Annotated in this window: 41 protein-coding genes and 1 pseudogene; 16 read left to right on the top strand and 26 right to left on the bottom strand. The window is 58.7% G+C overall.

Annotated features, from left to right (window positions below):
* Positions 1-3: 3 nt before the first annotated feature.
* Genes LOY38_RS09280 through LOY38_RS09270 form a run of 3 tightly spaced genes read right to left on the bottom strand, consistent with a single transcriptional unit; the run spans position 4 to position 2,394 of the window.
* A complete protein-coding gene (locus LOY38_RS09280; protein ID WP_258699762.1) occupies positions 4-984 on the bottom strand; it encodes a major capsid protein in 981 nt (326 codons plus the stop codon).
* 13 nt (positions 985-997) lie between these two features.
* A complete protein-coding gene (locus LOY38_RS09275) occupies positions 998-1,366 on the bottom strand; it encodes a head decoration protein (RefSeq protein WP_258699761.1) in 369 nt (122 codons plus the stop codon).
* An 8-nt stretch (positions 1,367-1,374) separates the two neighbouring features.
* On the bottom strand, positions 1,375-2,394 hold the full coding sequence (locus LOY38_RS09270; protein WP_258699760.1) for a phage protease: 1,020 nt from the start codon (positions 2,392-2,394) through the stop codon (positions 1,375-1,377).
* A 165-nt stretch (positions 2,395-2,559) separates the two neighbouring features.
* Here LOY38_RS09270 and LOY38_RS09265 point away from each other — a divergent pair, with 165 nt between their 5' ends.
* A complete protein-coding gene (locus LOY38_RS09265; protein ID WP_258699759.1) occupies positions 2,560-3,834 on the top strand; it encodes an RES family NAD+ phosphorylase in 1,275 nt (424 codons plus the stop codon).
* 115 nt (positions 3,835-3,949) lie between these two features.
* Here LOY38_RS09265 and LOY38_RS09260 read toward each other — a convergent pair whose 3' ends face one another.
* From LOY38_RS09260 to LOY38_RS09170, 19 genes are all read right to left on the bottom strand, one after another.
* On the bottom strand, positions 3,950-4,426 hold the full coding sequence (locus tag LOY38_RS09260; protein WP_258699758.1) for a phage virion morphogenesis protein: 477 nt from the start codon (positions 4,424-4,426) through the stop codon (positions 3,950-3,952).
* A gap of 10 nt (positions 4,427-4,436) precedes the next feature.
* A complete protein-coding gene (locus tag LOY38_RS09255; RefSeq protein ID WP_258699757.1) occupies positions 4,437-5,267 on the bottom strand; it encodes a phage minor head protein in 831 nt (276 codons plus the stop codon).
* Between the two features lies 1 nt (position 5,268).
* Entirely contained in the window at positions 5,269-6,765 is a 1,497-nt protein-coding gene (locus LOY38_RS09250) for a DUF935 domain-containing protein (RefSeq protein ID WP_258699756.1), read from the bottom strand.
* The gene (locus LOY38_RS09245) at positions 6,762-8,366 is read right to left on the bottom strand and encodes a hypothetical protein (protein ID WP_258699755.1); all 1,605 of its coding nucleotides are present in this window, start codon (positions 8,364-8,366) and stop codon (positions 6,762-6,764) included. Before LOY38_RS09245 ends, LOY38_RS09250 begins: the two co-directional genes overlap by 4 nt.
* The gene (locus tag LOY38_RS09240; protein ID WP_258699754.1) at positions 8,363-8,914 is read right to left on the bottom strand and encodes a DUF3486 family protein; all 552 of its coding nucleotides are present in this window, start codon (positions 8,912-8,914) and stop codon (positions 8,363-8,365) included. The genes LOY38_RS09245 and LOY38_RS09240 overlap by 4 nt, the downstream gene beginning before the upstream one ends.
* Before the next feature lie 2 nt (positions 8,915-8,916).
* Positions 8,917-9,210, bottom strand: coding sequence for an ArsR family transcriptional regulator (locus tag LOY38_RS09235; protein ID WP_258699753.1), 294 nt, complete (start codon positions 9,208-9,210; stop codon positions 8,917-8,919).
* Complete coding sequence (locus tag LOY38_RS09230) at positions 9,207-9,512, bottom strand: DUF2730 domain-containing protein (protein WP_258699752.1); 306 nt, start codon at positions 9,510-9,512, stop codon at positions 9,207-9,209. The genes LOY38_RS09235 and LOY38_RS09230 overlap by 4 nt, the downstream gene beginning before the upstream one ends.
* Positions 9,509-9,730 carry a TraR/DksA C4-type zinc finger protein gene (locus LOY38_RS09225; protein ID WP_258699751.1) on the bottom strand — a complete coding sequence of 74 codons (222 nt, stop codon included), beginning with the start codon at positions 9,728-9,730 and terminating at the stop codon, positions 9,509-9,511. The genes LOY38_RS09230 and LOY38_RS09225 overlap by 4 nt, the downstream gene beginning before the upstream one ends.
* A gap of 6 nt (positions 9,731-9,736) precedes the next feature.
* Positions 9,737-10,351 (bottom strand): lysis protein, encoded by a 615-nt coding sequence (locus LOY38_RS09220; protein ID WP_258699750.1) that lies wholly within the window; start codon positions 10,349-10,351, stop codon positions 9,737-9,739.
* On the bottom strand, positions 10,338-10,550 hold the full coding sequence (locus LOY38_RS09215; protein ID WP_258699749.1) for a hypothetical protein: 213 nt from the start codon (positions 10,548-10,550) through the stop codon (positions 10,338-10,340). The genes LOY38_RS09220 and LOY38_RS09215 overlap by 14 nt, the downstream gene beginning before the upstream one ends.
* Positions 10,547-10,765, bottom strand: a complete 219-nt coding sequence (locus LOY38_RS09210; RefSeq protein WP_258699748.1) for a hypothetical protein — start codon at positions 10,763-10,765, stop codon at positions 10,547-10,549. The genes LOY38_RS09215 and LOY38_RS09210 overlap by 4 nt, the downstream gene beginning before the upstream one ends.
* On the bottom strand, positions 10,762-11,259 hold the full coding sequence (locus LOY38_RS09205; protein WP_258699747.1) for a structural protein: 498 nt from the start codon (positions 11,257-11,259) through the stop codon (positions 10,762-10,764). The genes LOY38_RS09210 and LOY38_RS09205 overlap by 4 nt, the downstream gene beginning before the upstream one ends.
* A 110-nt stretch (positions 11,260-11,369) precedes the next feature.
* Positions 11,370-11,918 (bottom strand): hypothetical protein, encoded by a 549-nt coding sequence (locus LOY38_RS09200; protein ID WP_258699746.1) that lies wholly within the window; start codon positions 11,916-11,918, stop codon positions 11,370-11,372.
* Positions 11,905-12,090 (bottom strand): hypothetical protein, encoded by a 186-nt coding sequence (locus tag LOY38_RS09195; RefSeq protein WP_258699745.1) that lies wholly within the window; start codon positions 12,088-12,090, stop codon positions 11,905-11,907. Before LOY38_RS09195 ends, LOY38_RS09200 begins: the two co-directional genes overlap by 14 nt.
* A gap of 117 nt (positions 12,091-12,207) precedes the next feature.
* Entirely contained in the window at positions 12,208-12,621 is a 414-nt protein-coding gene (locus LOY38_RS09190; RefSeq protein WP_258699744.1) for a hypothetical protein, read from the bottom strand.
* 7 nt (positions 12,622-12,628) lie between these two features.
* Positions 12,629-13,018: a hypothetical protein gene (locus LOY38_RS09185; RefSeq protein WP_258699743.1), complete on the bottom strand. Its 390-nt coding sequence runs from the start codon at positions 13,016-13,018 to the stop codon at positions 12,629-12,631.
* Complete coding sequence (locus tag LOY38_RS09180) at positions 13,018-13,422, bottom strand: hypothetical protein (RefSeq protein ID WP_258699742.1); 405 nt, start codon at positions 13,420-13,422, stop codon at positions 13,018-13,020. Before LOY38_RS09180 ends, LOY38_RS09185 begins: the two co-directional genes overlap by 1 nt.
* Positions 13,423-13,436: 14 nt before the next feature.
* Complete coding sequence (locus LOY38_RS09175) at positions 13,437-14,021, bottom strand: hypothetical protein (RefSeq protein WP_258699741.1); 585 nt, start codon at positions 14,019-14,021, stop codon at positions 13,437-13,439.
* A gap of 2 nt (positions 14,022-14,023) precedes the next feature.
* Positions 14,024-14,419, bottom strand: coding sequence for a helix-turn-helix domain-containing protein (locus tag LOY38_RS09170; RefSeq protein ID WP_258699740.1), 396 nt, complete (start codon positions 14,417-14,419; stop codon positions 14,024-14,026).
* A 105-nt stretch (positions 14,420-14,524) separates the two neighbouring features.
* Here LOY38_RS09170 and LOY38_RS09165 point away from each other — a divergent pair, with 105 nt between their 5' ends.
* Complete coding sequence (locus LOY38_RS09165; RefSeq protein ID WP_258699739.1) at positions 14,525-14,737, top strand: DNA-binding protein; 213 nt, start codon at positions 14,525-14,527, stop codon at positions 14,735-14,737.
* A gap of 3 nt (positions 14,738-14,740) precedes the next feature.
* Here LOY38_RS09165 and LOY38_RS09160 read toward each other — a convergent pair whose 3' ends face one another.
* The gene (locus LOY38_RS09160) at positions 14,741-14,980 is read right to left on the bottom strand and encodes a hypothetical protein (RefSeq protein WP_258699738.1); all 240 of its coding nucleotides are present in this window, start codon (positions 14,978-14,980) and stop codon (positions 14,741-14,743) included.
* Positions 14,981-15,092: 112 nt separating this feature from the next.
* On the opposite strand from LOY38_RS09160, the gene LOY38_RS09155 reads away from it, so the two are divergent.
* From LOY38_RS09155 to LOY38_RS09090, 14 genes are read left to right on the top strand one after another with little or no spacing between them, the layout of a single operon-like run.
* A complete protein-coding gene (locus LOY38_RS09155; RefSeq protein ID WP_258699737.1) occupies positions 15,093-15,572 on the top strand; it encodes a hypothetical protein in 480 nt (159 codons plus the stop codon).
* Positions 15,569-15,871 (top strand): helix-turn-helix domain-containing protein, encoded by a 303-nt coding sequence (locus tag LOY38_RS09150; protein WP_258699736.1) that lies wholly within the window; start codon positions 15,569-15,571, stop codon positions 15,869-15,871. The genes LOY38_RS09155 and LOY38_RS09150 overlap by 4 nt, the downstream gene beginning before the upstream one ends.
* 10 nt (positions 15,872-15,881) lie before the next feature.
* Positions 15,882-16,817 carry a hypothetical protein gene (locus LOY38_RS09145; RefSeq protein ID WP_258699735.1) on the top strand — a complete coding sequence of 312 codons (936 nt, stop codon included), beginning with the start codon at positions 15,882-15,884 and terminating at the stop codon, positions 16,815-16,817.
* A gap of 3 nt (positions 16,818-16,820) precedes the next feature.
* Positions 16,821-18,596: a DDE-type integrase/transposase/recombinase gene (locus LOY38_RS09140; RefSeq protein ID WP_258699734.1), complete on the top strand. Its 1,776-nt coding sequence runs from the start codon at positions 16,821-16,823 to the stop codon at positions 18,594-18,596.
* Complete coding sequence (locus LOY38_RS09135) at positions 18,596-19,777, top strand: ExeA family protein (protein ID WP_258699733.1); 1,182 nt, start codon at positions 18,596-18,598, stop codon at positions 19,775-19,777. The genes LOY38_RS09140 and LOY38_RS09135 overlap by 1 nt, the downstream gene beginning before the upstream one ends.
* Before the next feature lies 1 nt (position 19,778).
* Complete coding sequence (locus LOY38_RS09130; RefSeq protein ID WP_258699732.1) at positions 19,779-20,096, top strand: hypothetical protein; 318 nt, start codon at positions 19,779-19,781, stop codon at positions 20,094-20,096.
* Positions 20,093-20,578: a hypothetical protein gene (locus LOY38_RS09125; protein WP_258699731.1), complete on the top strand. Its 486-nt coding sequence runs from the start codon at positions 20,093-20,095 to the stop codon at positions 20,576-20,578. The genes LOY38_RS09130 and LOY38_RS09125 overlap by 4 nt, the downstream gene beginning before the upstream one ends.
* On the top strand, positions 20,565-21,191 hold the full coding sequence (locus LOY38_RS09120) for a DUF3164 family protein (RefSeq protein ID WP_258699730.1): 627 nt from the start codon (positions 20,565-20,567) through the stop codon (positions 21,189-21,191). The genes LOY38_RS09125 and LOY38_RS09120 overlap by 14 nt, the downstream gene beginning before the upstream one ends.
* Position 21,192: 1 nt before the next feature.
* Positions 21,193-21,633 carry a hypothetical protein gene (locus tag LOY38_RS09115; protein WP_258699729.1) on the top strand — a complete coding sequence of 147 codons (441 nt, stop codon included), beginning with the start codon at positions 21,193-21,195 and terminating at the stop codon, positions 21,631-21,633.
* Between the two features lies 1 nt (position 21,634).
* Complete coding sequence (locus LOY38_RS09110) at positions 21,635-21,865, top strand: hypothetical protein (protein ID WP_258699728.1); 231 nt, start codon at positions 21,635-21,637, stop codon at positions 21,863-21,865.
* Positions 21,862-22,068 (top strand): hypothetical protein, encoded by a 207-nt coding sequence (locus LOY38_RS09105; protein WP_258699727.1) that lies wholly within the window; start codon positions 21,862-21,864, stop codon positions 22,066-22,068. Before LOY38_RS09110 ends, LOY38_RS09105 begins: the two co-directional genes overlap by 4 nt.
* Positions 22,065-22,532: a gp16 family protein gene (locus tag LOY38_RS09100; RefSeq protein ID WP_258699726.1), complete on the top strand. Its 468-nt coding sequence runs from the start codon at positions 22,065-22,067 to the stop codon at positions 22,530-22,532. Before LOY38_RS09105 ends, LOY38_RS09100 begins: the two co-directional genes overlap by 4 nt.
* Positions 22,529-22,888 carry a Mor transcription activator family protein gene (locus tag LOY38_RS09095; RefSeq protein WP_258699725.1) on the top strand — a complete coding sequence of 120 codons (360 nt, stop codon included), beginning with the start codon at positions 22,529-22,531 and terminating at the stop codon, positions 22,886-22,888. Before LOY38_RS09100 ends, LOY38_RS09095 begins: the two co-directional genes overlap by 4 nt.
* An 11-nt stretch (positions 22,889-22,899) precedes the next feature.
* The gene (locus LOY38_RS09090; RefSeq protein ID WP_258699724.1) at positions 22,900-23,256 is read left to right on the top strand and encodes a DUF3486 family protein; all 357 of its coding nucleotides are present in this window, start codon (positions 22,900-22,902) and stop codon (positions 23,254-23,256) included.
* A 102-nt stretch (positions 23,257-23,358) separates the two neighbouring features.
* On the opposite strand, the pseudogene LOY38_RS09085 reads toward LOY38_RS09090, so the two are convergent.
* The 3 genes and pseudogenes from LOY38_RS09085 to LOY38_RS09075 all read right to left on the bottom strand — a co-directional run.
* A pseudogene (locus tag LOY38_RS09085) lies at positions 23,359-23,910 on the bottom strand (acyl-CoA thioesterase); the annotation flags it as partial.
* Between the two features lie 224 nt (positions 23,911-24,134).
* A complete protein-coding gene (locus LOY38_RS09080) occupies positions 24,135-24,902 on the bottom strand; it encodes a CHAD domain-containing protein (RefSeq protein ID WP_258699723.1) in 768 nt (255 codons plus the stop codon).
* 46 nt (positions 24,903-24,948) lie between these two features.
* A complete protein-coding gene (locus LOY38_RS09075) occupies positions 24,949-25,227 on the bottom strand; it encodes a hypothetical protein (RefSeq protein WP_258699722.1) in 279 nt (92 codons plus the stop codon).
* Positions 25,228-25,350: the final 123 nt, after the last annotated feature.

The following is a 25,350-nucleotide window of genomic DNA, read 5'->3' as shown; positions in this document are numbered from 1 at the left end:
GGGTTAACCCGCCTTCAGCTCGACCAGGGCTTCAGGGAACAGGCACATGGCCAACGGGTTCGCCTGGGCTTCCAGATCCCAGCCTTTGCCCATTTTCCGTTCTTCGGCCTTGCTGTAGAACGGCTGGCCAATTGTGTTGACGGTTTCGTTGTAGTTCGCCGGGGCATTGAACATGCGGAACACGCCACGGGCCACCGGGAACACCTGGGCGATGTCGGCCGGAATGAAACGCTGCCCGCTGACGGTGACGTCGTACTCGATGAACTCAATGCCGCCGAAGGTGAAGCCCGAGCGCACATCGCCGCCGAGGCGATCCTGCGCCTCTTGATAGTTGGCAAATGCGGCTTTGACTTTTTCATGGTCGATAAAGGCGTCGAACCAATCCGGCCCGCACAGTGCGCGGAAACCCGTGACCATCACGCCGCCCAGTTTGGATTCGGAATAGCGTTTTGCGTCGAGGCAGGCCTTGCGTACGTTGGTGCCGGCATTGCTCAGCGCCACCGGGATTTTCTTCTGGGTGACTTCAAACTCTTTGAATAGGTCGGTGATGATTTCACCGTCCGCATCCAGCAGCTTGCCGCGAAGAGCGCCCACACGCTGGAATTCACGGGTGGCTTCGATGCTGTTTTTCAGCTCCTGCAGGTTGTCGTTGATTACCGTCGCCACAGGCGCGGTGGTGTCCTCCTGGCCGAACGCGGCAACGCCCTGCAATTGGCTTGGCAGGATCGGACGGTTGAGCGGCAGGTGCAGCGTTTCAAACGTTTTGCGTTTACGTTTGCTGCCCTTGATCGGGGCCGGGTCGTCATTGCGCGAGGTGTTGGGCACCAGCACCAGGCGGCCTTCGCGTTCATCGATAACGACGCTGGTGCTGGTGACGCCTTTTTCATCGAACAGCCCCATCGCGCCGACTTTGCCGGGAATTGCGGGGAGCTTGTTCACGGCGGCGGTGAGGTTGGCGACGCTGAACATGTCTTGCAGATTCATGGAGTACTCCAGATCAGAGGGCCGTACGGGCAACGATGCCCAGGGCGTTGAGTTCGTCCAGGGCGGTGGCCTTCTGGGCTTCGGTGATGCCTACCGGCCAGGTCAATTCGGCGAGATCGACGACGGCGCCGCGTGAGATCACCACACCCGGCTGGTCGCTGGCTGTTGCGTCCACGGCTTCAATCAAAACCGCTACCGATTTTTTGGCCGCGCCGGTGCCGGCGAGGTCGACCACCTGGTACTTGCCGGAGACTTTCGCCAGCACCTGGCCGAACGCGTAATTCACCCCGCCCAGCAGCGTGACTTTGTCCTTCGTCCAGCCGGGGCAGACTTCGACCAGCAGCAAGTCGCCCGGATCTTTCGGTTGAGTAAACGTGGCCATGGGGCCTCCTATCGTTTAGCGCGGGCTTCGGCGTCCGCCAGCAGTGGGTTGGTGGTTTGGGGAACGGTCTTGCCGGCGCGGGTTTTGGTGGCGACTTCCGCGAAGCTGACGCCGCCGGCCAGGTCACTGAAGATCGCTTTCAGGCCGTCGCTCAACGGCTCGCGGGCGTCTTCTTCGCCGAACTCCAGCGGGGTTTCGCTGGAGTCGGCGTAATCCAGCGCGGCAATCACCGCCGGGGAGTGCACCGGCTTCATGCCCGCCGCCACCAGCTTTTCGGCGAACTCGACGTTCGCCCCGTGGATGGCTTCCTGCGCGGCGGTACGAGCGGCTTTGTCGCGTTTGGCGATATCGGCCTTCAGGCGTTTGTTCTCCGCCTCAAGGGCGGCTGGGTCTTTGTCGGACATGCTGGTTACCTCGGTGGATCGGGTGGGTTCGGAGAAAGCGGGTTGATTGCCCGGCTCGGGCTGTCGGGCGATTTCGGCGAGGCTGTCGATGGCCCACGACGGGACCACCTGGTCGGCGGTGTCTTTATCGAATTTGCCGATGAGCCATTCACGGAAACGGCGCCACATGTCGGAGTTGAGTTCGTGGCCGTAGTCGCCGAACTCGACAACGCCTTCCTCGCCGTCGGCCAGTTCGATGGGCCGAAGGCCTTTCACGGCTGGCGGCTGAGCGCCGAGGAAACCAACGTGGCGCAGGTAATACACGCCCGGTACCGGGTTATTGGCGGCGCTGGGGTGATAGAAGGAGGCGGAAATTTTCTTGTAGCTGCCCTTGGCTACCTGCTCGGCGAACGAGACATCGACCTGTTGCGGCTCGGCGATCAGGCCTTGGGCGGTGGCCGTCAGTGACTTGACCCAGCCAGCGGCCGGGGCGTCATGCTGGGGGTGCCCGATGACCATCGGGGCTTCGTGCAGAGCCGGGTCATACGCTTTCACTGTGGCGGCCAGATCGGACTCGCTAAAGTCGAAACTGACGCCATTCATAGCGGTATGCGTGCCGGGTTTGAAGATGTGCAGTGGTTTCATGGCTGTGTGCTGCGTGGAGGTGATGCGCACAGCCTGGGCCAACGAGTGGACCAGGACTTTTAATCGGGTTTAAAGAGTGCGGGCGTCAAAGCTTGGAGCGGCCCGGCGCCAATGCGATGATCCGGGGAGGCTCAATACGCTTCGCACTGTTAGCAGGGGTTTGGTATGGATGATCAGGACGCAGTGGTTTGTTACGGATGTGTTGGCGATGAGTACCTGAAAGCACTCATCAAAAATGAGGGGGCCTCGGCCAAATGCTTCTACTGCAAGAAAAAACGGAAAGCCATCACGATAGAGCTGCTTTCAGATTGGGTAGCCGATGCAATGTGGTCATTCTTCGAAAACACCTCCGTTTGGGAGAGAGGTGACGAACTCAATTTTCATGTTGCTGAAATGTTAGGTTGCGACGACACCGATGACGCCTTGGTCGGCGATGTATGTGGTGAGTTGGTGACTTGTTCCCATTGGGACATAAGGCAAGGCGGCGAAGCCCGATTTGAAGAGTTCGGTCTGTACATGCCCCGCCAGTTACGACCGATAGAAGCCGAGCGCAAGTGGCAAGACTTTCGAACCGGCATCATGCACAAAAGCCGCTTCTTTAATCAGAGCGGTAAACAGTTTTTGGAATGGCTTTTCGGGAGTATTGACTCGTTCCGAAACCTCAGGACGTCTGACCTGAATGAAGACGCTGTGGTGCGTACGCTCAAGGCTAGTGATTGCAGAGAACTGTTTCGTGCCCGCGAATGCAAGTCACTAGATGATGCACGGGTGATAGCAATCAATCCTGCTGAAAAGTTAGCTGCCCCACCAAAGGAGAAAGCGCGCGCGGGCCGAATGAACCCCGAAGGTGTTCCAGTTTTTTACGGCGCCTTTGATCGGAAAACCTGCGTTGCAGAGCTGCGACCAGCAATCGGTGGAAGTGTCATAAGTGGGCAGTTCAGATTAACGCGAGACTTGAGGGTTCTTGATTTCCAACGACTTGAGGACGCTTACGAACATGCTCCCTTGAGCCTATTTGACCCTGAGTGCCGGTTAAAAATGGAGCGCCGCAGGTTTCTGCGCACGTTTCACCAGAAAATTAAAAGCCCCGTTCTACCGAACCAAGAGCATGAGTATCTAACGACACAAGTGATCGCTGAGTATCTCTCTACGCAGCACACACCTCGATTCGATGGAGTGATCTTTTCTTCCGCTCAAAATAGTGGTGGGCTGAACATTGTTTTGTTTGCTCATGTGATCTCGATGGAATCGGCTGGCGAGGTATTGCGGCCACCACACGATCCGAACAAACCGACTCGTGGTATTGAGTACGTTCCTGAAACTCTTGTTCGGCACAAGATCAAAGAAGTCGATTATAAATTTGATGACGAAGGGCACACGGGTAACGACGTCGATCCATTTGGCCAGTACCCAGATCATGATGATGATTGGGATTGGTAAGCCAGATCCCCACGGACAGGATAGCTGGGCGGCTTTATAAAGCGTTTACAGCGTTTGAGACCAATGCGGTTCGATGAACCGCAGCCAAATGGCGATGCAAACGCTTCTGAGGGGGTTACAGGCGTGCGGCTTTTTCTAAGTGACGCAGCGCGAGCCCGAGAATTGCTTCCTCTGCTTCAGGCTGGATGACACCCTCGGCGTCCATAGGCAACCACGGCCGGCTCGGAATATCACCCCACAGGTGCGGGAACTCCGATTTTTCCCCGCCGAAGTGCATCATCGCCGCATAGGATTTGTTACTGCCGACTAGCGCGGAGCTGTCGGTTGCAAGGCTGATGACCGAGGCCGCCAGCCCCGCCGCACTGATCTGCAATATCTGACCGGGCCAGTTGCCGCTTTTTTCCCGTCGCTCCGTCGTGGTATCGGATAGGTCAGTCCAGTCGGGCCGCCCCTCACTTTCGAAGTTTTCTTCTGTCTGGCTCAGCAACTCGGTGGCAGTGCTGCGCATCAGCGGTGCGAGATCTCCGACGGCCCACTCAACTTTCCGCAAAGCGTCCTGCAGACGCTGGTGATCCATTTCAACGGTGAACATGGTGCGCCTCCTAAGCGGCCGCCTCTTTGCGTTTCAACGCCTCGACCAGGCCAGTGCCTGGCGCGTGATTGAAGCCCGGATCTGTGCGGAAGGTGATAGCCCGGCCTTCGGCATCGGTGGTGCGAAGGCCGGTGACCGTGGCCTTTCTGATTTCGCCGGTGCGCTTGTCCGTTCCAGTCTCGACGGTTTCGGTGAACGACCGCCCCGCGCTCGATACGACGGTCAGGCCCCGGCGCTTGACGGCCGCCTCACTCAACGCAACTACGCGGCAGCGGCAGTTGAATCCGTTGGGCGGGAAGATCGCCGACCAGATGGGGTCATCGTGGCGGAACACCTGGCCGTGGAGCGCACGGTGACTCGGCCGCGTCTTGCCGTCCAGGATGGCCACGTACATCCAGTACGGGTGCGTCTCGGTGGTTTGTTCCATCTCGGCCTTACGGCCAGCCATGTAGGCGCTTTGCAGGTTGGTCTGATAGATCGTCTTGAGCCGGCGCGGGCTTCCCAGTTGCACCAGTTCGCCGACGCCTTCGCTGTCGACAATGACCTGTTGCCCCCACCAGCCTTGGGCTTCCAGCGTCGGCTGCATGTTCGTGATGAACTGCTTGAGCGTTTGGCCGTCCTGCAGCGCGGTTTCCAGCGCCGCCCGAATATCAGACAGCAGATCGAGGCGCATGGCCTTGGCGACGGTGAAAGCCTGGTCGTGCGCCTGGTCGAGCATGTCCTGCCAGTTCCAGGTGACCGCGTAGCCCTTGAACTTGAGGTAGGCGATGGCCTTCGCGGGCTCAAGGCCAAAGATGGCTTTGAGGTCGGTCGGGCTGAGGCGCTTTTCCGAGGCGGCCATATCAATCCTCCCGGTCGGCGCTGGCGCTCAGCCGGCCCCAGGTGTCGGCGATGAACAACAGGTTGGCGAGCTGTTGCTGAAGCGCCTCGCCGTCCATCTGCGGAAACGCCTCGGCCAACAGGCCGAGGGCCTCTGAGTCATCGCGGGCGCGTTGAAGTGCTTCGATGAACGGGGCCATGGCCTGCTCGGCCTGTTGTTGCAGCGCTTCGGCGGGCAAGCTGTCGATGGCTTGGTCGAGGGCGATCTGATCCAGCAGTGGCCGCACGGTCGGCTCGGCGAACTCTGGCGAATCGACGGGGGCCGCCGCCGATGCGAGATCGCCGTCCTGCAGGTTGTAGGTGCGCTTCCAGTACGCGTCAGTGAACTTCACGCCGGACTCGGTCAGGGCCTTGTCGCGCTGGGCCAGGGTCTTGTCGATTTCCTCCTGTTCCCACAACTCGTACAGAGGCGCCACGACGTCGGTGCCGAAGTTGAGATCGACGACCAGGCGAATGCACGCATTTAATGAGGCGGCAACAATGCCGGCATCGCCGTCGCGAATGTCCTTAGTGACTTCGGCGCCGGCTGTCGCGCTGGCGCGATTGCTGTCCTTTTCGGTGGTCTGGTTTTGCCCGAGCATGGCGACGTTGATTTCGCTGCGGCAATACTCCAACAGCTCGCGGTACACCTCGGCGCTGCCGGCTTTGCCGGCGGCTTCGATGATTTGCACGCTGGAATCGTCCGGGATGGCCGCCACAGCGTCTTGCACCATGGCCTCAAGGCTATCGAGCAGCAAATCAGTTTCGCCATCCGTAGCGCCGCGTGGGTGTTTGCCGATGACCCACGGGCTACCGTACTTCTCGGTGAACTGAACCCAAAACTTCAGGCCGCCCTTCATGAAGGTCGCCGGCCAGAAGCACATGCTGAGGTCCGGGAAGCCATAAGGGTTGGCGTAGGTCGCGTCCTGCCGGGCAACGATAAAGCGCTGCGGGTCGCACAGCTCGCCGTCTTGGCCCGCGTCCTTGGAGCGAAAACGCAGTTCGTTGTCCTTGTCGTAAAAGAACCATTCGGCCGGCTTGCCGAGCAGATCTTCCGGCGTCAGATTCATGCCCACCGGCTTCCACATCAGCTCTACGGGTTGATACCCAAACAGCGGCGCATCGAGCAGCTCGCGAATGATGCGATCAAGATCGAGGTCGGCCAGCCAATCACGGATAAAGCGCTCGACTTTGGTGGACGCGTCGCCGCGCTTGATGCCGCGCTCCAGCGACAGCACCGAGGCCTTGCGGCGCCGAACGTTGCCGCCGACCAATGCCGAACTGCGCAGGTCGCGGTAGACCGTAATGTCTTTGCCCTGAGCCTTGAGGATTGGGTCTGGGTTGGGCAGGTTGACGCCACTAGAGCCGCTCGCGCTGGAGCGCCCACGGGTGGCAATGTGTTGGTCAAGTGTGGAGCTGCGCTTGGCGTCGGCAAAGCTGACGAATTCGGTGGGGCTGACCCACAGGCCTCTCTTGTTCATGCGTACCCCTGAGTCATTCGTTTGCCCTGACGAGGGCGGCGTGATTTGACCGATACCGGGCCGGAGGTGACTTCCAGCGTGGCGAAGTTGGCCAGTGCGCCAGCTCCCGCGAAGTCACCGTGGCGGTAGAGATCCGGGTCTTTGAGGTCTTGTGAACGGGCTTTCACGATCATCGGGATGCCATCCACTGTCTCGATGGCGCGCACGTCCTGGTGCAGGTTGTCGTCCTGGGGCATGGTGATGGTGTTGTCTTCAAACAATCCGACGAACTTCGGCATCCAGGCGCCGTACCAGGCCCGGCTGATTTTGACCTGTTTGATGAGGTTGTGGCCGAACTCGTCGGCGGTCTCTTCGGCAAGCGTTTCGCCGTTGCCCGAGGCATCGAGCGCCGCGCCGCTAAAACGAGGCAACCGGCGCAGGGTATAGAACAACACCAGCTTCTGCTGACGTGCGGGGACACGGTGCATCTCTATGACAAAGGGCACGTCCCGGTGACGAGACTGGTCAACCGACATCGGGCAGGCGATGGAAAAGTCACGATGGCGGGCGTAGTCCATGCCCAGGTAGTGGCGCAGATCTGGAGCGAGTTGGATTACAAGCGGCGCCAGATTCCGCTCTATCCAGTCCTCAACATAGGCATCGCGGCGTTGAACGGGTTGCTGGGTAAAGTCATCTTGCAGCGCCAGGCGCAGAACGATTCGGCCGGGGCGCATGGCCTCATCGATCCACACGCCGGGGATGCACACGCCGTTGCCGTCGCGGGGAACAGCGTCCAATTCTTCCCGCATTTGTGCCTTGCGGGGGCCGTAGGCATTGCGGATCTTCTTGTACCAGGCTTCCTTGTCCTCGGCGGTGGCTTCCTTGCCGGCCATGAAGCACACGCGCTCAAACAAACCGTTGGCCACGGCGTCGTCAAAGGTGGCCCGGTAGACTTCGGCGCTGTCGCCGTAACGTTTGTCCCGGATGTCGTTGACCATCTGGTTGAACGCGTTGCCCTTGCCGTTGTGGGTACTGATGATGACGATCCGACCGCCCCAGATCAGGAGCGCGGTAGCGGCATCGAGCACGGCGGATACATCTCGGTGAAACGCTGCTTCGTCGATGATGACCTTTCCCTGCAGGCCGCGAACGCCGGCCGGGTTACTAGACAACGCAACGATCTTGAAGCCGGAGGCGTAACGGATGCGGTAGGCGTTGATCTGCCGGGTGTTGCCCGTGTCGTCCTGGTCTTCGAACAGAAACTCCTCGATCTCGCTGACGCCCGATGCCTGAGCCTCGGCCATAACCCGACTGAACTTGGCGCAGTAGCCAATGAACTCCAGGCCTTTTTCCTTCGTGTCACCGATGTAAAAGCAGTCCATACCACCCGCAGACTTTTGCGAAGCAGCGGTGATCACGGAATCCAGAGCTTCAGCGAAAGTGATACCCGTACGACGGCCTTTTTCGCAGAGCTTGATCTGTGCCTGGATGCGCAGCCAGTCCACCTGGTGTGCCATTAGAATCCCTTCGGCAATGGGGTTGTAGCCCTCAGGGATCTGCCGAACGCTCGGCGGAAGTTCGTCCCATTCGACGACGCGCAGTGTGCTGGACGAGGGTTTCATTGCTTCACGCCCAGGAATTTCTGGCGCCAGAACATGGCCTGATCTTCGGTCATGCCTTTGGCTTTCACAGCGTTATCCAGTTCGGCGGCTTGCTCGCGGAGCAGGCGTTCGCGGGCGGCACGCTCGATGGTCTGGCGCTCCTTCACGCTCATCGTCCGGGCCTCCATGGTGGCCTTGGCGGCGCGGGCAAGTGCGTTGACTTCGGCAATGGTGACATCGTCCTTTTCATGAGCGCCCAAGGCAGCCTGATAGGTCAGCGTCGATATGGCTTCCACCAGCAACGCGCCGGTCTTGTCCGAAGAGTCCTCGCCGAGCGCGCCTACAAACGCCTCGGCCATTTCGCGCTGCTGGCGGGCCTTGTCGATCAGTTCATCGAAGCCCACTTTGAAGCGGCCCAAGGCGCTGCGGCTCGGGGCTTTCTCGTTGGGGAAGCGCGCCCGAATGTCGTCCAGCATGTCGTCAAGCGTCATGCGGTCATCGCGCAACAACTTCTGGATGTACGCCTTGACCATCGGCGGCAGGCGGTTGATAGAGGACTTGCCCGCCATGGTCAGGCCCCCGGCCGTTTGATGCCGGGAACGCGGGCGCGGCCGGCGGCGATGTCTTGCCCGCGCTCGGTGAGGGTCGCTACCAGCACAGGGCCGACGTCAGAAATGCTGATGGCGCCTTGCTCAGCCAGCCATTGCAGTTCGGTTTTCACCTGGTCGCGGCTGGCGGTATGGCCGAAGTTATCAAGCGCAGTGTTCAGCACCGAACTATTGGCGCGGTAGCCTGGCATTTCCACCAGAAGGCGCAGGATCACAAGCCGCACGTCTTGGCGCAGAAAATCGGAATATTGAGTCATGTCTTCTCTCGCAGCAGGTAGTCATTGATCCGATCCAGCGAACGGGCTAAAGGGCCAAGCGCATCCTTGACCCCCGATAGTTCGGCGCGCACGGCCTTCATATCGCCCAGCAGATCGGTCACGGCTGTCTGGTCTGGAAGGTGCCGGACGTGTTCCTCCAGGGCGACAATCCGGGTACGCAGCTCCAGCAGCTCTTGGGCGCTCGCCGCTTGGCGTTTGGTCATCCAGGTGTAAATGCCGAGTACCGTCAGGATCAGCCACTGCACGGTCTGGAAGCCGAAGTTCATTTCATTCAGGTTCATTGAAAACCCCGCGTAGCCAAGTATTCCAAGGCGTCTAAGCAATCAAGACAATGTTCAGTACCAGGCTCGGCCTGGCGACGATCTTCAGGAATGGCATCACCGCATTCCTCACAGCGATAGGCCGAGCGGCCTGAGCGCCGCTGCAACCCGCTGGTGTGGGCGCGCAGTACTGCCTCATCAGCGTCGTCTTCATCTGTAGCGTGTTCAGCTACATCCATAGGGCGTCAGTCCTTTTCCTGGAGATCAAGCAGGGCATTGAGCTGGGCAAGGTTGGATCGGGCCCACACGCCGTAGTCCTGGGCGTGGGCAAGGATGTCGGCCGGAGTGACGCCGCTTTCCAGTAGCTCGGCTTCAGTGCCGGTGGCGGGCCAGGCCGCTTTTTCAGCAGTGGGGGCAACGGTGCCTGGTCTTGGGGTGGGCACACCGAGGGCGGTGTTGTAGTCGCGCAACCAACCAGCAGTGAACACGCAATGAGGGATAGGCTTAGCAGCAGCGCCAGGCGCTGCAATGTATTGGGTGGTGACATGGGGAATGCGCTCCTGGAGCTGGCGTTTTTCTTCGGCGTGACGGGTCATGACATCGAGCAATAAATCCTCGGTTTTATTGGCACGGGTGACCTGTTGCAGCAGCTGCAGGCGGTTGGCACTCTCGGCGATTCGCGCTTGTTCCGCGTGCTCGGCCTTGAGGTTGGCCAATTCGGTGTCACCCAGTGATGCGGCGTACCGAAAACCAAAGCCATAGGCCACTGAACCCGCTGCAGCTGCACTGAGGATGCAAGCCAAGGCCACCACAGCCAGGCGGGCCGGTATCGGCCAGACGAGCTGTTCAAGCGCGCCCATGACGATGCCTCAAGCGATTGCGTGATTTACGTGCGCGGCGTTTGGCCGCTGTGATGCCGGTCTTGCCATGGTTACAAGGAGGCATGACGCTGGATCTGATCCAGGTACCAGCGGCGGTACTGGGGATGGGCCAGCGCCAGACCCCGAACAAGCCCGCCATCAGCGCCGTGAAGGTGCTACCAAACAGGTTCAACCTCATGGCTGAACCTCCTGAGCAGGACCTTGTTTGATCAGGCGAGCGACAAACAGCAGCAAGCCCAGACCACTATTGAGCGCGGCATAAGCCCTGGGCGAAAGCTGTGCCTGCCACATCGGCAGCAGCTCAAGTTGAGCGAAGCCAAACAAGGCAATCAGCACGCCGAGTTGGACGCTGTAGAGCCTGTAGCAGCACCGCCAATCACAGATCAGCTTCATACTGCCACCTCACCCTTGCCGTGCTGGACACCACGTTCAACGCCAGCCAGGGCCAAGCCATCGGCAATAACCGACTCGCCGTACCACTGGCCAACAGGCAATGGGCCTGGGCCGTTTTCGTGACGAATGATCGCCATCACCAGGACGCGCATGGTGTCGTAGTGGTAGACGTCCAAGCCTTCGTAGTCGGGATCAAGACCCATGGCGCGGGCGACGGTGAGCGTATAGGCCTCAGTGTTGTTTTCAGAGGCTGGAGCCCAGCGTTCAATGATTTCGCGCACGCTGTCGATCCGGCTGCCATCAGCGGCCAGACGCTTGTCCTGGTAGGTGATCAGAACGCGGGCAATAGCCCGAATACCCCAGCGTGGGCCATTGAACTGAACGAAGTTGGTATCAGACTGAGCAACGGCCATGCCTTGCCAGCGCACGCCCTTGGCATGACGGATGTTGCCGGGATTGAAGTTGCGGATGCCGCGAGGGATTTCGGGTCGCATGGGCGCCTCCTGTAACGGCGCCGCAGGTTTCGGGCGCCAGAAATACACACGCCGCCATCATGGGCGGCGTGGTACAGGAGGGCTTTTAATCGAGTTTAAAGAGGTCAGTATCAGGGTTTGGGTTTATCCCCGACCTTCTTAAGCGAGTGTGCAAAAAAGTCAAAAAACGGAGAAAACAATCGTTGGAAAAATCCTATGGTTACGTACTCATCTGGAGGGCCAGCGTCTGCCCGCACTTGTTCGTTGTGACAGATGCAGTCGAGTACACGTAGGGCGGGTGGCTCGTCCGCTTCGATACTCAATCTGTCAGCTGTAATAGATAGCAAAAGGTCTTCGGAGGCGGGTTGCAACATTCGCTGCTCAAGAGCTACATACCTACGCATGAAGTCGCTGTGATCGCGAGCGCGAATTGCGCAACCCCACACCAGATTTACAACCCCAAGAAAGGCGACGCCAGCGGATGTCCAAAGAGCAAGGACTTTGGTGTCCGGCCCTTGAAGCACACCATAAAATGCAGCTGATCCAAAGACTAACGACGCAATATTGGAGAGTCGGTCAATCCGATCAAAAAAGCCGCGTCTGCACTGATGGTAACGAGAGGATCTACGAACCCCGAAGAGCATTTTTTCCCAGCGTGTTTGGAGATCAGCATTGCTCACTATTTCCACCTCCGCTATCAGGTTTCTTGGAAGGTGGAGCAACAGTGTCGACTACGCCAGGGAAGCCGGGCTTACGGTGAATTTCGCCCTTTTTACTTCCTTGATCATTGGTTACCCGATGCTTTTCACTTCCACCGGACTTTCGGCCATTATCATTATTGTTTTGTTTCATTTTTGAACGCTCCTAGCTCTATCACCCGGTGATTGGCCGTATTTAGTTTTCTTAGTGTTAGCAGTACAAAACAACCGAGACTAGCTGGATACACCTTGAACAGCCAGATCAACCACTCTAGCGCTTGGCTTTTCTAAAACGTAGCACGCTGCTGATTTCTTTTAGATCCGCATCCAACTCGGAGATCGTCGTGGCTGCAGTTTGCCTGATCAAGTGCAACCACAAAGCGGAGCCGCTGATCACCGTTACAAAACAACCAAAAACAACCCATTTGGCGATACTGATTTCGCCACTCAGGCCATCGATCCTGAGCATGTACCAGCCCCAGACACCAAATGCGGTGCAGGTCAGCAGGAGCAGCAGTGCGGCTAAGTTAATCCATTGCCTAAAGAACGCGCCGCGCCGCTCTCTCTTGTACTCGGTCATGACCCGCTTCAGTTCGTCGCTGGTGAGCTGATCCCATTTCGGGTGGTTGATGATGTTCTTGCCTGCGACCTGACCGATACTGCCGTTAAATACTTGATGCCCCATGAATCCCTCAGCTCCAGCCACGGCTGTGTTGAAATATTTCGACCGTGCTGATGCTTTCCCGGTACACATACACCAAAGGGCCGTACTTTTTTTGAATCGGGATAAAGAACAGGTACGGCACCACGATGCCAAAAAATAGAGTTGCAAAAAGCAGCCATGAGTAGCTGAAGGCAACGCCTGATATAAGCTCAATAACAAAGGCAAGAAAGCCCAGGGCCATCCAGCCAACAATGGGATTCATCAAAATTCGTCTACGCGCATCGGATAACCGCCCACGCAGACGTACCAGCAGCGCGGCGATTTCTTCACGACTCTGGCTGGAGAGATCGTTGAGCATGTAATTGTGAATATCGCCGCCAGCGACCTGGCCGACGCTGTTATAAAACTCTTGTTTCATTAGCGGTTCTCCTGAGCCAGTCCGATTTTGAGTTGGCCGTCTGGTGTGTTCAGCTGATCTAGGCAGATAGACTTGCAGGCGAGCTTTTCGACGTAGATGGTTTTCCCGTCGGAATCAATTTCTAGATAGCACGTGTGTCCGCCGGCCTGATAGGTTGCGGGAATTGTGGTCGATTCGGGAACATCGAACAGAATCGCCGTTCGGAAATTCCCCCCGACACGAACGTTCTCAAGCGAATGAGCGTATTTGTCCAAGCCTGGGCAGGCTTCGCGTATTGCCGGTAAGGTTTTTACGACTAATTCGACGTTGGAAGCCACGGTGAATACTGACGGCGGGGCTTCTTTTCCGCAGCCGGTCAAATGCAGCAAAGAGAGTCCCGCTAAAACTAAAATCCTTGTATTCAATTCAGTCTCCTTGACTAAAAGCAGATCCCGCCAATGAGCACGCCGAGAAAGAACAATGCGGCGGCGTTCTGTCGATGAAGCATCAGAAACTCTTTAAGCGTCAGGGCTCTGGGCGCAGACTGCGCCAGTTGCGTATTTGGCTCAAAGCGCTGGATAAACTCCAAGGTCTTTTGGAGCTGTGACTTCTGAAGATTGTTGAGCTGAGTGCGGCCAAAAGCCAACTCGCAAAAGTTGTTCATTTCAGCCTTCGCATCCTTCTCAGCCACGGCTCGCAGCACTTTGCCTACCAGGCGGCGCTTATCGGCATCATCCTGAAGGTGCTCAAGTCGCGCCTGCAATACGTTGAGGGCCTGAGTAAATTGCTCTGCGGTGATTTCCCCAATCGTCGTCACCCCAAGCTGTGCGTGCACCCTTCGCCAAACATCGCGGGGGTCATCACCCAGTTCTTCGCATTTGGCACGTAGTGCATGCAGCTCCATTCGCTGAGCTGACACCAACCCCTTGGGCTCGTGCTTCTCCGTCAGATTGATATTGATGCCGTAATTGTTGATATCACCTTCGGCCACCTGGCCAACACCACCATGGAAGTCCTGACTCATGGTTACTTCTTCCTTTTACTGCCACCGACATTAAGCGTGAGGCCCGTCTGATTAACCGATCCATGGATGTACTGGCCGACCTCTTCGAACGTATGTGTCGCTGTCGTTTCTTTCCCACCAAGAAGTACACGCAAGGCTTCGTCTTGCTGGGCCTCGGTGCTACGCCTGAACTGATCCAGAAACAACCTCTCCTTCATTGTCGGAGGAATGGAGTCGTGTTGTCCCGTCAGGACGTACTGAACATCCGCGCCTGCTAAAGCGAAAGCTTCCAGCACCTCCATTCCCGGAGATACAGCCCCCCCTTCATATCGACTCCAGGTCTCACGGCTAACCCCTGCAATGGCGCTAGCCGCTGCCTGGGTGAGCTTGAGGCGTTTGCGCTCTTCTTTGAGTCGCAAAAAAGGTGATCTATCTATCACAAAATATCCTTGACTATGTGATCTATAGATCACACAATCATTCGCACATACAGCAATTATCTTTGCATCACAGGAGCCACCACCATGGCCACCCATGCCAAAGCCCTAACCTCCGACCAGGTGAAAGAAAACTTTCGTCAGGTCGGAAAAACCATCACCGAATGGGCTACCGAAAACGGGTACACCCGTAACGAGGTGTACCGCGTCCTCAATGGCCAAGCAAAAGCCAACTACGGCAAGGCGCATGAAATCGCCGTAAAGCTCGGCCTTAAACCATCAGCAGCGATGGCCGCGTGATGGTTACCCTCCAGCGGAAGTCCGGCGGGCATCACGCGCTTCGGCCAACTGATCACACAGCCAGGCAAGTGTTTTTGTTGCCTCGGCCTCAATCGGTTGACCCGGCCATTGAACGGGCTTTAACGCTCGGTCAATACGCCCCGGCGCTACAAGCCCCTCAACCTCAAGAATCGCGGCAAGGCGTAACCAGCCCTGTGCCAGCGCGTTCACTTGTGCCTCCAGCCTTTCAATTCGGTCGGTCATTTCTCATGTCCAAGTTTGCGAATGTACCCGAAAACATTGCACCCGCAGTAATCCTTTTGCCTATGTGCAAAACGGACATTTGTTTGGAAGACGCCCGCGCCGAGGAACTCCAATGAGCCGCCGCCGCTGGAAAAACCTACAGCCGACGTCCCTGCGCCACGCCCTTGAGCTGTGCAAGGACTTTGCGAGGGAAATCCACAACAAAAGTGTGGATCGGATTGCGGACGAAATGGGGGTCGCGGATCACTGGTCAGTCTACAAATGGTTACAAACTGGCCGCATGCCGGCCAACCTGATTCGGCCTTATGAGCGCGCTTGCGGCTGCGATTACGTCACCCGCTGGATAGCGGCGAGTGCCGGCCGGTTGACCATTGATATCCCAACCGGCCGGCACTGCGCCGCGCAGGATATGCAGGCTCTGCAAGAGCTACTTACGACGGCGGCCGGAAAGCTGCTGGCCTTCTACGCCAAGAACAGCGAAGCCGAGGAAACCCTGGCCGCCATTCAGGCCGCAATGGAGGGCCTCGCCTGGCACAGGGGCAACGTTAGCCAGACCCAAACCCCTCAACTTGAACTGGAGGAGCGGCCATGACGCGCACGGCATCAAGCGCGGGGCGTGTCCTGCGCGTTCTCAAAGCATTGAAGGGCCATACGGTAACGGGGTTGAGCAATGCCGAGCTGGCTCAGCTGGCCGGGGACAGCCCGAGCAACGTCACTCGGGCGGTGCAAACCCTGATCGAGGAAGGCCTCGCGGTGAAGCTGGATAACGGCCGGTTCGCCCACTCCATCGCAATGCTGCAAATCGCCCAATCGCACGCCGAACACATGGCCCGCCTGACCGGGCGCCTACATGAAATCAATCAGCGGGTCGCCGCTGGCTCGCAGATCTAAGGAGAACCCCATGGCACGTACAAAAATCCAACCCGCAGATGGCCCCGAGTTGCCCGTTCTGGACGGCGAAATGTTGACCGCCAACCAGAACGCAATGGCCACCCTCCAGGCGTCCCACAGCGATGAACGGGACATGGTCAATCAGTTGCTGGGCCAAGCTCAAATGGCCGGCGCCTTTGAGGAATTTTCCCGCACGGTGCGGACTTCCAAACTGGCTTTCGTCAAAGAAAACAAGCTTTACCGGGCCATTGCCGGGCGTAAAAGTCCGCACGGTGCGGAAATAATGAACGGCACATGGGACGAGTTCTGCGCCTTGCTGGGCCGCTCGGTTGATCAGGTAGACCGGGACATTGCGAACCTGCGGGCATTCGGTGAGGAAGCGCTTGATTCAATGTCTCGCATGGGCATCGGCTACCGCGAGCTGCGCCAATATCGCCGCCTTCCAGAAGACGAGCAAGCCGCGCTCATTGAAGTTGCAAAGGCCGGCGACAAAGAGGCATTTCTCGATCTCGCCGAAGAAATCATCTCAAAAAACGCCAAGGAAAAAGAGGCGCTGACTCAGCGGCTCGACGACGTCAATGCCGACTATGAAGCCCAGGGCGAAGTCATGGCGAAGAAAACCAAGGAGCTGGACACCGCCAAGCAGGAGCTGGAAAAAAACCGCAAACGCATCCAAGCCGCTACCCCGGACGATGTCATCAAAGATCTGCGCGCTGAGGTCGCGGGCATCCAGTTTGAGGTCGAGGCCAAGATCCTTGGCGAACTGCGTAATGGGTTCTCTCAGATGGCCGAACACGGCGCCGCAAACGGGGAAGACCATCGGGGTTATCAGGCGGAGCTGATCCGCCAATTAGAGGTCACCCTCGCCACTGTCCGCAGCGAATTCAACCTGCCCGAACACGCTGAGGGCAGCGCCCCGGTGTGGATGACGCCGGCCGAGGCCTAAGCCATGAACCCGGTACAGATCCAGCAGTTGGCTCAAATCGCCCAACGCGCCGAAAACGCCCCGCACGGCCAGCGTACCGCCGTCTACCAAGCGGGCGCGGCCGAACTGGGTGTGTCCCTTCAAACCCTGCAGCGCAAGCTGAAGGAGATCCGCGTGGCGAAACCCCGCAAGCGCCGTAATGACGCCGGGTGCAGCGCGCTGCCAATTGAAGAAGCCCGGAAGATATCCGCCGTGCTGCTGGAGTCGATCCGCGCCAACAACAAACAGTTGTCCACCATCGAGCGGGCGTTAGAGCGGCTGCGCAGTAACAACATGATCGTTGCCGGCCGCGTGGATGAACAAACGGGGGTGTTCCGCCCGTTGACCAGCGGCGCAATCAGCCGGGCGCTGCGCGCCTACAAATTGCATCCCGATCAGCTGCTGCACGACGCCCCGGCGGTGTCGTTGGCCAGCAAGCACCCCAACCACGTTTGGCAGGTGGACGCGTCGATCTCGACTCAGTTCTATCTGGCAGATGACGGGGCGCGGATGATGAACAAGGCCGAGTTTTACGACGGCAAGCCCGGCAACCTGAAGAAAATTGAGCGTCAGCGGCTGTGGCGGTACGTGATCACTGACCATACCAGCGGCACGCTGTACGTGGAGTACGTCCTCGGCGCCGAGTCCGCCGAAAACCTTTGCAATGTCTTGATCAATGCAATGCAGAAGCGCAGCGAATCCGACCCGTTCCACGGGGTGCCTTGGATGCTGATGACGGACCCCGGCGCGGCAATGACCAGCGGCATCTTTCGCAACCTTTGCCGCGCCATGTCCATCGATCTGATCATCAACCAGGTCGGCAATGCCCGGGCGAAGGGTCAGGTTGAGCAGGCGCATAACATCGTTGAGCGGGAGTTTGAAAGTGCCCTCAAGTTCCAGGCGGCGGACAGCCTGGAACAGATCAACGCGTGGGCCGGCAAGTGGATGCGCTATTTCAATGCCACCTCAATTCATACCCGCACCCGGCGTACCCGGTACGGCGTTTGGCAATTGATCCAGCCGGCCCAACTGCGCCTCGCGCCAAGCGTTGAGGTCTGCCGCGAACTGGCGGTCAGCACGCCGGAATACCGCAAAGTCAGCAATCTACTGCGGGTTTCGTTCCGGGGCGCGCAGTTTGACGTCAGCTCGGTACCGGGCGTGATGGTCGGTGAAAAGCTGCTGATCACCCGCAATTGCTGGCGCGATAAGGACGCAGCTATCGCAGTGTTGGTGGGGGACGACGGGCGTGAAAATTATCACGTCATCGAGCGAATCGGGGTCGATGAGTTTGGCTTTGCCGAAACCTCCGCCACCATCGGCGAGCAGTACAAACGCCACGCCGAAACGCCGGCCCAAGTGTCGCGCAAAGTGCTGGAACAGATCGCGACCGGAACCAGCAATCAAGCGGACGCGGAAGTTGCCCGCAAGGCCAAGGCCGTGCCATTCGGCGGCCTGATCGATCCGCACAAACACGTCAACGACACCGTGCTGCCGGCCTACCTGCCACGGCGCGGCACCAGCCTTAACGTCAACGCGCCAACCGTTGAGCTTGCCCCACTCAGTCACGTTGAAGCAGCGAAGCTGCTACGCCCGCGCCTTGGCAACCTCTGGACGGCTGAAACGTTCGGCTGGCTGCAGCAGCGTTACCCGGAAGGAGTTCCCGAAGAGCAGCTCGACGCCGTTGAGGCCGAGCTGAAACGACCTGTTGAGGTCATGCGCAAGCCGTTCAGCCTGGTGCTGGCTGCGGTTGGAGGTGAGTGATGTTGAAGCTGAAAAAAATTCTACAGGAGGTGGGCCGCCCGCAATCGGCCTTAGCCGAGTCGCTGAGTCTCAGCGGCGCCACTGTCGCCCAGCTGCTGAACCACGGCCATTGGCCGCGCAGCCTGGACAGTGACGAACTACAGGGGCGCATTCGCGTGTTCCTGACCGAGTCCGGCGCCAATGACGCCGATATCGCCAACGCATTTGAAGAAGTGGATCTGCCGTGCGCCAACACGGCAGATCCGGCCCTTAAAAAAGAGCCGTCCGGGGAGGACGAACCTATGTTACTGCCAAAACAGACTATTCAGCCAAATACCCGTAAAGCGTTTGGCTTGTTCCGCGACCCCTTTGATGAGTTGCAGTGCGCCCAAGACATGTGGGTAAGCCCTGATATTCGCTATGTCCGCGAGGTTATGTACCAGACCGCACGCCACGGCGGCTTCCTTGCGGTTGAGGGGGAATCAGGGGCCGGAAAAAGCACGCTTCGTCGCGACCTGGTGAACCGACTCGCCGAGAACAACGACCCGGTCATCATCATTGAGCCCTATGTACTGGCGTCCGAGGACAACGATACCAAGGGCAAATCGCTGAAAAGCACGCACATCGCCGAGTCGATGATGGCCGCCGTGGCGCCCCTCGCCAAACCCAAAAGCAGCCCGGAGGCGCGGTTTGCCCAGTTGCACAAGGCGCTGAAGGAATCGCACGCGGCCGGCTATCGCCACTGCCTCGTCATTGAAGAGGCCCACAGCCTACCGATTCCTACCCTCAAGCACCTCAAGCGCATCCTGGAGCTGGAGGTCGGTTTCACCAAACTGGTCAGCATCATCATGATCGGCCAGCCCGAGCTGGGCGTGAAGCTGAGCGAGCGCAACGCCGATGTGCGCGAGGTTGTGCAGCGCTGTGAGCGGGTCACGCTGACCCCGATTGAAACTTCCCGGCTGGAAGAGTTCCTGAAATTCCGCTTCGACCGGGCCGGCAAGGCGCTCGCCGAGGTGATTGACGAGGGCGGTATTCAGGCACTCGCTGCGCGCCTGTCCCAGCCGAAACGTAGCGGCGGCCGTGACGAAACCGTGTCGCTGCTTTACCCGCTAGCCATCGGCAACCTGATGATCGCGGCGCTGAATCTGGCCGCCCACCTCGGCGTACCCATTGTCACCGCCGACGTAGTCAAGGGGGTGTGACATGGCCGGTCTATATCTCGTAGCACCGCCGCCAGATCAGCCTTTGAGCATTCTCGCCGAGGAATTCCCGGAAAAACTGGCAGCCTTCAACGGCCTGACCCGCGACATGCGTGAAGCGGGGATAGCCATCAAGGCGTTGGTGCTGTCGGACAACAAAATCTTTGTCGACCACCACAGCCTCGACCTGCTGTCGCGTCGGTTTGGCCATGAGCTTCGCGGCATGCGTTGCAGCGCTGACGGGCGATTCGCCCGCAACACGGCGACGATCCGGGGCGTTGGCGTCGTCTGGTTCACCTTGGTCAAGGAGCAGGACAAATGAACCAGCCACTGGATAACTCAATTGAAGCTCTGCAGGACGCCGTTTGGTGCGAACTGCCAACCATGTCTTGGGCCGATGCCATGAGGCATGTGGCGGTGGTGCTTGAACATGTTCACCGCCCATCCGTGGCTTCTGACCATTTGGCGTCGGCCAGCGCCGCGATAGCTGAAAACCGGTTTCACGACGCGGGCCGCCATCTCCGGCGGGCGCTGATCTGTCTCGATGTTCGTTCCGGTGAACGGGTTGTTCGACAGGCTGAACTATTAGATGCCTTCGACCAAGCCCTGTTGGTGATGCCCTTTCTGTTGCTGGAGATTGGCTACAACCGGATCAGCGATTGGGAAGTCACGATTTACGACAAGGCCGGCGGCGCCAAGCGCGTGTCTTTACAGGTCAGCGGCTTGGGCGCTGACGAAACTTGCCGGCGCGCTGCGCAACAGCTCCGCCAAATACTTGAGGGAAAAACCAATGGCGACCAATGACATTCTGCAAGTTCCGGCGGGTTACCGCGTCGATGCGCTCGGCCGAATGGTGCCCGAGGCCTCAATCAAGCCTACGGATCTGTTGCGCGACAAACTGGTGATGGAGGCCATTGATCAGGCCAAGGCTATCAGCGCGATGTTACTCAATTTCAAAGAACGCGTTTTCGGCGATATCGACGCCCTGGAACAGATCAGCAAAGAGCAGTACGGCGTTGTCTCGCGGGGCACGAAGGGCAATTTGACCCTGACCAGTTACGACGGCCGCTACAAGCTGATGCGCGCTAACCAGGATCAGATTGAGTTCAACGAACACCTTCAGTCCGCCAAGGCCCTGCTTGATGAGTGTGCCCATGAGTGGACGGCCAACTCACACCCCGGCGTCCGCGTGCTGATCAATGACGCATTCCGGGCCGACCGCAACGGTGAACTGCGGACATCCCGAATCCTGTCGCTACGCCGCCACGACATTGATGACTCGCGCTGGAAGCGGGCAATGGAGGCTATCGGCGACGCGATCCAGGTCGCGGGCAGCCGCAGCTATATCCGACTGTACGAGCGCGTTGGCGATACCGACCGTTATGAAGCGATTAGCCTTGATTTAGCGGGGGTGTGACATGAGCAAGACCCTTATCGAATTTCAGGATCACCAGCAGGACTTCTTGATCTGGACAGTCGACGAAGCCGGCGTCGTTCTCAAAAGTTGGCCATATCAGACCGATATCTGGCGCGGGCTGACGGTCACCAACCTGGCCACTCTCAGGGCCGGCGGTCCGGTGGAATATAAAATGCGCGGCCTCGTCGGCAGCGTGAAGTACGCGGTTCAGTCGTTGCAGCCACTGGAGCCTGTCGAGGTTTCTGTACGCATGGACGGCGATGGTTACGCCACCAGTACTGTGCGTGGAAAACGTGTGACCTGTACCCATGATTACGAGTATCCGGTTAAACGCCTCGCTGAAAAGTTGTTCCCTGACCGGTCCGCGAGCATTGAACGTCTGGAGTGCGTGCAGATCGGCCGCTTGCACAGCAAATGGCGAATCACCCCGGAGGAGCAGTGAGATGGACAACGGCCAAGGGGCTGAAACCAAGTTCGACACACTTGTTATTGAAGGCATGACCGGCGCCATACCTCGGGAAATTGGAGGACTTCGTGTAGCCGCATGGTCTTCGGGTCATGTCCTCGACGATAGAAACGAACTTGAAAACTTCATTCGTGATCTATCCGTGGGTGGATTCGAAGACCCGCAGCAGGCTGCTATCGATCTGATGGAGCGCATGCAATGGGCATGAACAAGAAGGTACTGGCGTCGCTCTCTACCAGCACAGGCAAGCTCACATCCGGCGTATTGGAGTTCCAGGCGATTTGCGATCAATGCAACCGTCCGCGAGTTGTCGGTAGCCATGTGAAATGCAGCAAGATCCGGCAGCAGATCCACGCGACCCAGAATGAGCGGCAAGTCGGCTCGCGCTCACGGTCTGGAGGTGCCCAGTGAAAAAAGCGCCTACCAACCCAAACCGCCTGCCATTGATCAAGCTGATTCACGTTGCGCGGCGCGAGCTGCGCATGGATGACGACACCTACCGCCTGATGCTGGCCGGCATGAAGGGATTGGACGGCGTGACGTCCACCGCTGACTTGAGCGTTCCAAACCTGCACCGGGTTTTGGAACAGCTCAAGTTGCGCGGCTTCACGGTTCGTCCAAATAAGGCGCAACAGCGCCCGAAGGCGGCCGACGGGCAGTCGCGGAAGATCCGGTCGATGTGGTTGACCCTGCACGACCTCGGTGCGGTGCGCGACCCGTCCGAGGAGGCGCTGGCAAAGTTCGTTTTGAATATGACTGGTGTCGCCGCGCTGCAATGGCTCAAGGGCTCGCAGGCAAGTCGCGTAATCGAAAACCTGAAGCAATGGCAGCAACGTATCGAGCTGGCGCCTGCCACCGCAAAGGAGGGTATATGACTGAGTTCAGAAGCAAAGGCCCCGAACTGCTGACGGATCTCACCGAGCACATCGCGGTTGCGCTCGTTGAGCTGGTGTCGATGGAGGAAGCAGCCGCTCGCCATGTTGCTCAGGAAGTCTCTGACCGCATGGCGGCGCACTGGGGCGGCCAGAACCTGTATTTTCCGATGGGGCTATCGGTAAAGTTGAGCCGCCGTGATCGCCAGATCTATGACGAATTCAATGGCACCAACCACAGCGAGCTGGCGCGCAAGTACGCCGTGTCGCTCCAGTGGATCTACAAGATCGTCAAGGCAGTTCGAAAGGACGAGATAGCGCGCCGTCAGGGTGATATGTTTGGTCAAACGGACTCGTAATGGAGAACACAGTGTCACGCTCTACTATGGAAGCGCTACCCGAAGACATTTTGACCGAGCTGACAAGGAAGTATTTCGAGCAACGGTATTCGAGCCTAGATGACCACGTAGCTTGGCTAGCAGAGCAAGGTCATACCGTATCCAGGTTGTCACTTCATCGGTATATGGCGGCCATGAAGTATCCACACCTTGAAGATTCGGTCGAATGGAAGAAGGCCATACAAAACGAAGAGTCTGTTCGTTTTCGCTGCCTGGAGATTGCTTCTACGCTTTACGAGGGGAGGGATCAGCGTGAGTTGTTGGGACTGGCTGAGGATCTCATAGAATGGATTCAGACCACTGACTCGGCCCGCAATCCCGTTGCATAGAGTGCAACGGTTTTGCAGTTTCGATCCCAGCAACGCCCACTATGGCCCCTCATATCCCATGATTATCTCAACCATTCCTAGATATTTATCTCAGTCCTGAACAAGAATATGCGCCTCGCTGACCGCCTCGCCCTCCCCATCCCCACGCAAGCGCACCCATCCCCCCATGTCCCGTGATTTGTTACCGGTGAACGGCATGCCACCAACACTCCAGCGCATGGCCAGGTAACGCATGAATTCCGGGGTCACGCCTTTGAGGTACGGCAGTTCCTGGCAGTCGTCCCAGTGCTTCATCTCGGGAGCCGGGTTGGCCGTGACGACCACTTCGGACGGTCGCGAGGCACCGAAGCTACCCTGGACCAACGTCACCACTTGCCCCTTCTGCAGCGCCCGGCCCAGCACCTGGCTGACGGCTTTGCCTTCACGCAATACATCGACTTCAAAACTGACCGGCACATCGGGCTCGACCGGGCCGACAAAGGTGATTGCCAGCGAGCGCACCGGGCGATCCGCCGGGACTTTTGCGCGCATGGCTTCGTATTGCAAGGCGGCTATCAGCCCCCCAAAACTCGCCCGCCCCTGGCCCCATTCGGCCGGAATAGACACTTCCTGCGGCTGGCTGCGAACAGCGTCGAGCAGATCGGAAAAGCGCATGGGAACCTCAGAGACAGGGAAATGGATGGAGCGATCTTAACCAGCCCGCAAGGCAGGCACAGCGCTTATTCCGGCCAAAATCACTGACAGATGAGCCGTACCTGGCAGGAACACACAAACTAATGTGGAAGCGGGCTTGCTCGCGAAGAGGGCACAACATTCAACGCCTATGTTGAATGTCAGACCGCTTTCGCGAGCAAGCCCACATTGGATTTGTGGGGGTTTCAGGATTTGAAGCAGGCGGCGCTGAGTTTGTCGAGGACGCGGTCGGCGCGCTCTTCGGCGTTGGCCATGGTGGTTTTCCAGGTAGCAACACACGGCTGCAAATCGGGCTCTTCCCGGGCGCGGGCCAGCCACTGCCAGCTGTCGTGCCAATCGCCCAACGCCGCCTGGGCCGACTTCAGTCTGGGCAGGGCCGCTTCCGGCAAACGATCCAGTTCGGGGTAGGCTTCGATGCCATAGCGCACGCGCTTGATCAGCAGACGTAGACGATGGCGGTCATGGGCCGGGTCATGCAGGGCCTGATCGAGTTTCTTCCATTGTTTGGCCAAGCGTTTTTCGATGCGTTTGCGCAAGCCCTTGAGCAAGCCCTGGCGCTGAGAGGCCCGCAGGAAACGCGGAAACGCGTCAAGGATCATCAGCAACTGTGCCAGCTCCGGGCTCGTCGCCACTGCTGGATAAGCCTCGGCCATCCGCGCCATGCGCCGGTGCGCAGCCTCGGGTTGATCGTGCTGGAGCAAGTACGCCGCCAGCACTTCACGATCGCGCAACGGTGTGGTCAGTTGGCCGACCCGGGACGACGCCGCCTCCAGCTGTTCGACCCCGGGCAAACCGCGCAAGGGCCGCAGCAGGCTGCGCAACCGGCGCACAGTGGTGCGCAGGTCGTGCAGCGCTTCCGAGTCGGTACGGACACTCAAGCGAGCCTGACAGGCCAGCAAACGGACTTCCAGGCCCACTACATGAGCCACCAACCGATCAACCAAGGCCGACATCGCGTGCTCCCTGAATCGAATTGCCCCAAGTGCGCTCCATCATGCCTCAACGGCCGGCGCGGGACTCACGAATGTAGAAACGGGCCTTCTCGGCCTTCCTGGAGCAGCCCTCGTAGGCTTCGAATTGCTGCTGGGTCTTGGCACCGGTCAGCAACGACAGCGCCTTGGAGTAGCTGACGGTCCCGGCGAAGCCCTCGACCTTGGCCAGGTCCAGTTCATGCCAGGCGGCGTCGAGCTGGCTACCGCAGCTGTCACGGTAAGCGGTCTTACCGGCACAACCGGCCAGTGCCAGGGCAATCATCGGCACACAGATCCAGGCTTTCATCACTCACACCTCAAAAATAGGTAAACAGTCGTGCAGGTAAGACCGCTCTGGCGCGGGAAAAGTGCCTTGTACCTGTAGTGGAAACTATAGCGCTCGCGAGAACACCCATTCGCCTTCCCGGAG

It is taken from the genome of Pseudomonas sp. B21-015 (genome assembly GCF_024749285.1).
Classification (GTDB): Bacteria; Pseudomonadota; Gammaproteobacteria; order Pseudomonadales; family Pseudomonadaceae; genus Aquipseudomonas.
This window is presented reverse-complemented; position numbering and strand designations above follow the sequence as displayed.